At 35.1% G+C, this 6,572-nt stretch carries 4 protein-coding genes; all 4 read left to right on the plus strand.

Annotated features, from left to right (window positions below):
- Positions 1-1,672: tandem-95 repeat protein (locus A8L32_RS23175; protein WP_075591654.1), on the plus strand; the 1,672-nt coding region annotated here is incomplete at its 5' end.
- 66 nt (positions 1,673-1,738) lie between these two features.
- Positions 1,739-2,689: a PorP/SprF family type IX secretion system membrane protein gene (locus A8L32_RS23180; protein ID WP_075591655.1), complete on the plus strand. Its 951-nt coding sequence runs from the start codon at positions 1,739-1,741 to the stop codon at positions 2,687-2,689.
- A 27-nt stretch (positions 2,690-2,716) separates the two neighbouring features.
- The gene (locus A8L32_RS23185) at positions 2,717-4,981 is read left to right on the plus strand and encodes an OmpA family protein (protein ID WP_158027291.1); all 2,265 of its coding nucleotides are present in this window, start codon (positions 2,717-2,719) and stop codon (positions 4,979-4,981) included.
- A gap of 287 nt (positions 4,982-5,268) precedes the next feature.
- On the plus strand, positions 5,269-6,381 hold the full coding sequence (locus tag A8L32_RS23190) for a hypothetical protein (RefSeq protein ID WP_143525219.1): 1,113 nt from the start codon (positions 5,269-5,271) through the stop codon (positions 6,379-6,381).
- Positions 6,382-6,572: the final 191 nt, after the last annotated feature.

The following is a 6,572-nucleotide window of genomic DNA, read 5'->3' on the forward strand; positions in this document are numbered from 1 at the left end:
TGGTGTGTTAACGATTAATACAGTTCCTGTATCAGGGCCAAGTAATGGTGTGTTAGTCATTAATACTGATGGAACCTATACTTACACTCCAAATACAGACTTTAACGGTGAGGATAGCTTTACTTATGAAGTTTGTGATGATGGAACACCTGCAGCATGTACAACAGCTATAGTAACCATTACGGTGAATGAAGTAAATGATGCACCTATTGCAACAGATGATGCCGCCTCGGTAGATCAAGAAGGTGTGCTGAATGGAGGTTCTTTATTAACCAATGATAGCGATCCTGAGGGTGGTGTGTTAACCATTAATACAGTTCCTGTATCAGGGCCAAGTAATGGCGTGTTGGTCATCAACCCTGATGGAACCTATACATACACACCAAATACAGACTTTAACGGTGAGGATAGCTTTACTTATGAAGTTTGTGACGATGGAACACCTTCTTTATGCAGTACCGCAACGGTAACCATTACAGTTAGCTCAACTAACACAGCGCCTATTGCAGTAGACGATGTGGCGGAAGTGAATGAAGGTGAAGTATTAAATGGAACTTCATTAATTGCGAATGATTCTGATGATGACGGAGATGTATTAAGTATTAATACCACTCCAATATCAGGGCCAAGCAACGGCGTGTTAGTCATCAACCCTGATGGAACATATACTTACACACCTAATGATGATTTCTTAGGAGAAGATAGTTTTGTATACGAGGTATGTGATAATGGAACTCCGCAAGAATGTACATCGGCTACTGTAACCATTACTGTAGTGGATTCGGATAATGATGATGATGGTATTCCGAATGATGAAGAAGGAGAAGGAGATACTGATGGAGATGGAATCAAGGATAAAGATGATACCGACTCTGATAATGATGGAATATTAGATGAAGATGAAGGTAATATAGATACCGACGATGATGGCACTCCGGATTATAAAGATTCAGACTCTGATGACGATGGAATCTCTGATGACGAAGAAGGTGATATTGATACTGACGACGACGGAACTCCAGATTATAAAGATGAAGATTCTGATGATGATGGTATCTTGGATGAAGATGAAGGGAATGGTGATAAGGATGATGATGGAACACCAAACTATAAAGACCTGGATTCAGATGGTGATACAATTGATGATGGAGACGAAGGTGATGTTGATGAAGATGGTGATGGCGATGGAAATTATTTGGATGAAGATTCAGATGATGATGGTATCCTGGATGAAGATGAAGGGAATGTAGATACGGATAATGATGGAACACCAGATTATTTAGATGAGGATTCTGATGATGATGGTGTGTTAGATAGAGACGAGAGCACTGGAGACTGTGATAACGATGGTATCAAAGATTATATTGATACAGATAAATGTTACACAGAGGATGACCTTCCATTGTACGAAGGATTCTCTCCTAACAATGATGGAGATAATGATACCTATCAAATACCTTGGGTAACACAGTATACCAAAGTAAGTATTGAAATATTTAACCGATGGGGTAATGTGGTGTACAAACAAGATAAATACGAAAACAACTGGAATGGAGAATCAAATGTTGGATTCAGCATTGGAAAAGAACTCCCTGTTGGAACGTACTTCTATATTGTACATATACACGATATCGACAAAAAGTTAAACGGATATATTTATTTGAATAGATAAGAGATGTTTTAAGATAGATAAGGGGTTCACCACCTCTTATCTCATCATCTAATTAATACAACGACAATGCAAAAATCAACATCAATATTAAGGCAGATACTTATAGCTATAGTAATGCTATTATGCCTCAACGTTTCTGAAACTAAAGCGCAGCAGGAACCCTTGTATACTCAATATATGTTCAACACTGTTTCCGTGAACCCAGCTTATGCAGGAACCCGAAACGCCATGAATATATTAGCTTTAAGCCGTCTTCAATGGGCTGGATTAGAAGGTGCTCCGCGCACGAATAGTTTAACCATGCATACTCCTATTAATAATTATAAAATGGGTGTTGGTTTTTCTATTGTATCCGATAAAATTGGTCCTGTCAATAATTTCTATTTTAACTTTAACTATGCCTATCGTGTAAATCTTACTGAAAAGATGGTTCTTTCGATGGGTATTAAAGGAGGAATTTATAATTACAAAGCAGGATTAGACGACCTGAATGTAGGTAGTGGTACAGATGCTTCTTTTAATGGAAATGTAGAGCAGAAATGGCAACCCAATGCTGGAGCAGGTTTATATCTGTACAGCGACAAGTGGTATGCAGGTTTTTCTATTCCTAAGTTAATACAAACAGATTTATCAGGTAATCAAACTACAGCGAGTAATTTGAGTTCATTAAAACGTCACTATTTTTTAATGGCGGGTTATGTATTTGATATCAATCAGGATTTTAAATTCAAACCTTCATTTATTAATAAAGTGGTTGAAGGTGCTCCTCCATCAACAGATGTGACCGCGCAAGTATTATACCTGAATAAATATTGGTTAGGAGCCACTTATCGTTTTGGTGATGCCTTGGCTTTTTTAGCTAACATTCAATTAAACCGACAATTGATGGTAGGATATTCATATGATTTTTCTGTGTCTAGTCTAAATCACTATAATAATGGTTCACACGAAATCATTATTAGTTACGACTTTGATGGTTTCCTGAAGAAAAAAGTGATTTCACCTAGATTCTTTTAATTGCTACCCTACTTAATGATGATACAAATGAGAAATATATATATATCCATAGTATTTGTGCTTTGCTTGGTGCTGACTAATACAGCTCATGCACAAAATATATTTGATAAAACCATGAGTAAAGCCGACTCTTTGGTGTTGAATAATAAACATGTTAGAGCAGATAAAAACTTTGACAATATGGCTTACGTGCAAGCCATTGAGAAATATGAAAAACTATTGACTAAAGAAATAGGTGGAGACACCTTAAAAAGTAAGTTAGCGACTGCCTATTATAAAATTGGTAAAACAGAAGAAGCAGAGCCTCTTTTTAAAGATGTTATTTCGGGTACTGAATTTACACCAGAAGATATTTATTACTATGCACAAACCTTAAAGTATAACGAAAAATATACAGAAGCGGATGAGTGGATGACAAAATATCGCGAGGTACGAGGTGACGATAAAAGAGCTGAAATTCAGTATGAAAATGCACCCAAGATATTTGAGATTGTTGATCAGGAGCGTTATAAGGTAGAAGAAGTAAACTTTAACTCTTCTCATGCCGACTTTGGTCCTGTAGTAGTAGGTGAGGATATCGTTTTTGCCACAGCACGTAACGACGAGCGTATTATTCGAAGAGAATATGCCTGGAACGAAACGCCTTATTTAGATATTTATAGGATTAAGAAAGATGCGGGTGCATTGGCATCGGCAAAATTATTATCTACCAAATTATCTTCTGCTTATCACGATGGACCTGTTTGTTTTAATAGCGATGGCAGCGAAATTTATTTTACACGTAACAACTACAATAAATATGTACCTAAATCGGATGCCAAGGTAATTGAGCATATTGGAGTGGTGAATAAAGCCGTACTGAAGAAGAGTGAAGATGGGGTGAATAACCTAATGATTATGCACTCGAAAAAAGTAGGTGGCGAATGGACTTATCCTGAAGTACTTTCTTTTAATAGTTACGAATATTCTTGTGGGCACCCTTGTTTATCACCCGATAATAAAACCATGTATTTTGCTTCGGATATGCCAGGAGGATTTGGAGGTTCAGATATTTATAAGGTAGAGATTACTGAAGATGGATTTGGAGAGCCAGTTAATATGGGTGCTGAAATAAATACCGAAGGAGAAGAAATGTTTCCTTTTGCGCATAGCAACGGAAACTTATATTTCTGTTCCAATGGCCAATTAACTTTAGGGGGTTTAGATGTATTTATTGCAGCACAAAAAGGAGATAAGTATGTGGTTAAAAATATGGGCTATCCATTAAATTCATCCAAAGATGATTTTAGTTTCTTTTTAGAAGAGGATGGTGTAAATGGTTATTTTGCTTCAAACCGAGAAGGGGGTAAAGGAGATGACGACATTTACCAGTTTGAGATATTGGATGATATTAAATTTAGTCAGCCCATAAAAGGAAGATTAACCAACAAAAACACGGGTTTAATTATTGCTAATACGCCTGTGGAATTATGCGATGCTTCGGGTGTTGTAATAGCTAATTTAATAACCGATGCCGAAGGTATGATAAGTACCGAAGTAGAGGACATCACAAGTTTAGTAGCTAAAATTAATGAAGCAGAATATTTTCCTTATACCGAGACTTTTGAGATTACTCCTACAACCGAAGTAATGGAGATGGCCTTGTCGCCTCGCCCTTATTGGGGAATTTATGGTAATGTGTTTTTATTACCTGATATGACTCCGGTGCCAGAAGTTACCTTAAAGATGTTAGCTAAAAATGGTGATGAAACTAGTATAGTAAGTGCTACTGATGGTAATTTTAAAACAAACTTGGAGCCGGAAACGGAATACGATTTAGTCTTCACTAAAAAAGGATTCTTTACAAAACGTGTACAATACTCTACTGTGGGTAGAGATACAGGTTATGTAAATGTGAACGAATTTGTAGAACTGGAGCTGGAGAAAGCGGAAGTGGGTAAGAGTATCGAGATTATGATTCTGTATGATTTAGGAAAGTGGAATATTCGTGAAGATGCCGCAGTTGAGCTGGAAGATATGATTCAGTTTATGAAGGATAACCCGGATATTAAAATTGAGTTAGGTTCGCATACCGATGCTAGGGGATCAGCAAGTAGTAATCAATCTTTATCTCAAAAGAGAGCTCAGTCGGCCGTTAACTTTATGGTGGAGCGTGGTATCGCAAAAGACCGTATGAGTGCCAAAGGTTATGGAGAAACGAAGCTGAAAAATCGTTGTGCTGACGGCGTTTCATGTTCTGAAGAAGAACATCAGGCAAATAGACGAAGTGAGGTAACTATTGTGGCCATGTAGCGTATATAATATTATTATCACCCAGTGAAGTGGAATAGCGAAATAGAATAGGTGATCAGAAAGAGAAGGGGAGGCGAAAGTCTCCCTTTTTTTTGTGTTGATAACTTTGGCAGTAAGTTTTTAAGTACAGTACAAATAAGTCATATTGTTTAGCAGTAATAAGTTCTATTTTTATATTTTTAACGAATAAGCTGAATAACAAACCAAGGTATAATTGAGCAAAAAGATTTTGTATTGGTTATTCGGGGTGATGTTATTTATAAGTTGGCAGCAATAATACGAAACGCATGAAAGTAGTACCATTTATAATATTAATGATATTCTCAGTGAGTTTAAATGGACAAAATTTTGGATATAGTCCAACGGATGATTTGTATTCTTATTTAAAATCGGAATATGAAAGTATTAACCTAAAAGGAAACATAAATTACATAAGACAATTTTCTTTAAGTAATTCCAATTATCACTCTAGCTCTGATGAAATAATACTTGAAAATTCAACTTCAAATGAACATGAGTTTCTATTAACAAAAAACGGTGAGATACAGGAATCAATTGTAAGACATAAGAGTAGAAAAATCAGTGTAAAAAGAGTTTATACAAATAACAAAATCAGTTGGTTGGAAAAATTTTCAAAAATTGGAGAACTAGAGTATAAAAGAGTATATGAATACAATGAGCTAAATCTTCTTGTTAAGGAAACTGAACTGAATAAGAATGATTCAATTATATACACAAAGTCTTATCTATATAATAAAAAGAATCAGTTGACAGATGTCATAAAGACTGACTATTATAAAATAAAATACTTATACATAAAGGATAATGAGTTTTATGAAGTGCGATACTCTGACTATAAGGATAATCTTAGCATACATGAAGCAAGATATTTTCTAAATGATGGAGAAAACAAGATATACATTAACTCAATGCTTAAAAGCAAAGGAATTAAGACATTTGATGAAATTTATAACGCAGAAACTATTCTCTATTATGAAAAGGAATATAATTCTGGTAATAAACTAATCAGGGATTTTCATAAGGGCCGTGACGGAAATACAATTGAAATTATCCATGAGTATAACAACACAATTATTACACGTAGTATAAGAGTTGACTCTGAAAATGAATTTAAAGAAATTACAGAATATGAATATTTTGAAAATAAACTTGTAAGCAGAATTGCAAAAGACGATGATAATAGAACAACTTTTAAGGAAATCCTGAAATACAATGAGTATGCTGATTTGTCTTATAAAGAGCAAAAAAGAGAGTTTTTTAAAGAGATTTACACATATGAATACTCTTATGACTTAAAAGGCAATTGGATTGAACGAAAGGAATATATTAATGACAAACTGTTTGAAGTTGTTAAAAGAGAAATTGAATATAGAAATTAAAGCTGCCAACAATGTATAAAAAACATAAGTGGCTCAGTTGTTTACGGAAGTTTGGAGCATTTAATCGACTCCGCCAAATTTGCGATTTGACGGGTTTGTTTAATATTATAAATTTGTGCCTAAACGCAAATTTGGCTCAGTGTAATTTGACAGGTAAGTGCTTCGAAATCACTTACGTTTCTTATACTAAA

This window comes from Labilibacter marinus (genome assembly GCF_001659685.2).
GTDB lineage: Bacteria > Bacteroidota > Bacteroidia > Bacteroidales > Marinilabiliaceae > Saccharicrinis > Saccharicrinis marinus.